This is a genomic window from Paraburkholderia sp. RL18-085-BIA-A (assembly GCF_046027075.1).
GTDB lineage: Bacteria > Pseudomonadota > Gammaproteobacteria > Burkholderiales > Burkholderiaceae > Paraburkholderia.
Genome location: NZ_JARESU010000413.1, coordinates 1 through 1,511, shown reverse-complemented (window position 1 = coordinate 1,511; position 1,511 = coordinate 1). Strand labels below are relative to the sequence as shown.

General features: G+C 64.1%; 1 protein-coding gene. It reads left to right on the top strand.

What is annotated here, in order from left to right:
• The first annotated feature begins 165 nt into the window (after window positions 1–165).
• A complete protein-coding gene (locus tag P0D89_RS52885) occupies window positions 166–1,494 on the top strand; it encodes an IS110 family RNA-guided transposase (RefSeq protein ID WP_408379608.1) in 1,329 nt (442 codons plus the stop codon).
• Window positions 1,495–1,511 lie beyond the last annotated feature (17 nt).

Below are 1,511 nucleotides of genomic sequence, written 5' to 3'. Positions count from 1 at the left end.
GCTTACGACGTTGGCAAGCGTCGTGAAGCGAGCCCGGGACTCAGCATGGTCCGGGAGTCGTCGGTGACAGTGGCGAGCGGCGCGAGCCGCATCCCGTTTGAGAGATCGAGTCCAATCTGACGCTTCCCATGACGCTGCCATCCATCAACCATAGCGAGACAAACCATGGCGATGCGCAAGCGGGAAGACAGTCCCGAAATGTTTCCGAACGCAGCGGGCATCGATATAGGTGGTTCGAGCCACTGGGTAGCGGTACCCCGGACCGCGGACGATGCGCCGGTGCGGGAATTCGGCACGATGACCGACGATCTGAACGCGATGGCCGACTGGCTGCTGGCGTGCGGTGTCGATACGGTGGCACTCGAATCGACCGGAGCCTACTGGATACCGGTATACGAGGTGCTGGAGCGGCGCGGGCTGGCGGTATGGCTGGTCGACGCGCGGCAGATGAAGTACGTGCCTGGCCGCAAAAGCGATGTGCTCGACTGCCAGTGGCTGCAGAAGCTGATGAGCCTGGGGCTGCTGCGGGCGGCCTGGCGCCCCGGCGACAAGGTCTGCGTGGTGCGTGCGGTGGCGCGCCAGCGCGAGGTGCTGCTTACCGAGCAGGCCAGCTGGGTACAGCGCATGCAGAAGACGCTAGTGCAGATGAATATCCAGCTCACCGAGGTGCTGAGCGACATCATGGGGACGACGGGACAGGCGATCATCCGCGCGATCGTCGCGGGCGAACGCGATCCGAAGGTTCTGGCCCGCTACCGTCACGGCCGGATCAGGCGCAGTGCCGACGATATCGCCCGCGCATTGACAGGCAACTGGCGAGAGGAACACCTGTTTGTGCTGAAGCAGGCGCTATCGATGTACGACGACATCGCCCGTCATCTGGGCGAATGCGATGCCCGCCTGCAGACGCTCGTGGACGAGAGTGGCCGCCACCACGTTGACATGGGTACCGGGCCGAGGGCCGGCACCAGGCTGCGAGGCAACTTCGACCAGCGGCAGAGACTCGCCAACTGGGCGGGTGTCGATCTCACGCGCATCAACGGCCTGGGTGTATCTACCGTCCTGACACTGCTGTCCGAGATCGGCCCCGACCTGAGCCGCTTTGCCAGCGTGAAGCATTTCTGTTCCTGGCTGGGGCTGACGCCCGGCACGAAGATCAGCGGCGGCAAGGTATTGTCCTCAGGCACGAAACGCTCGGCCAACCGGGCGCGGCAAGCGCTCAAGATGGCGGCCATGACCCTTTCCCATAGCGACTCTGCGCTGGGCGCTTTTTACCGCCGGCTGTGTGCCCGGATGGACAAGCCACGCGCCAACACCGCAGTGGCGCACAAGCTTGCGCGCATGGTGTATTTCATGCTGACACGCGGCGAGGCCTTCGTCGACCAGGGACAGCAGCGTTACGAGGAGCAGCAACGCCAACGAAGTATCGCTGCCCTCAAACGTCGCGCCGCCAGGCTGGGGTTCCGCATTGAATCTGTTCCGGCGACACCGTAAGAGCTACCGCCGAATAG

Coding starts and splice junctions, on each gene's coding strand:
- P0D89_RS52885 (WP_408379608.1), top strand. CDS start 166: ATGGCGATGCGCAAGCGGGAAGACAGTCCCGAAATGTTTCCGAACGCA.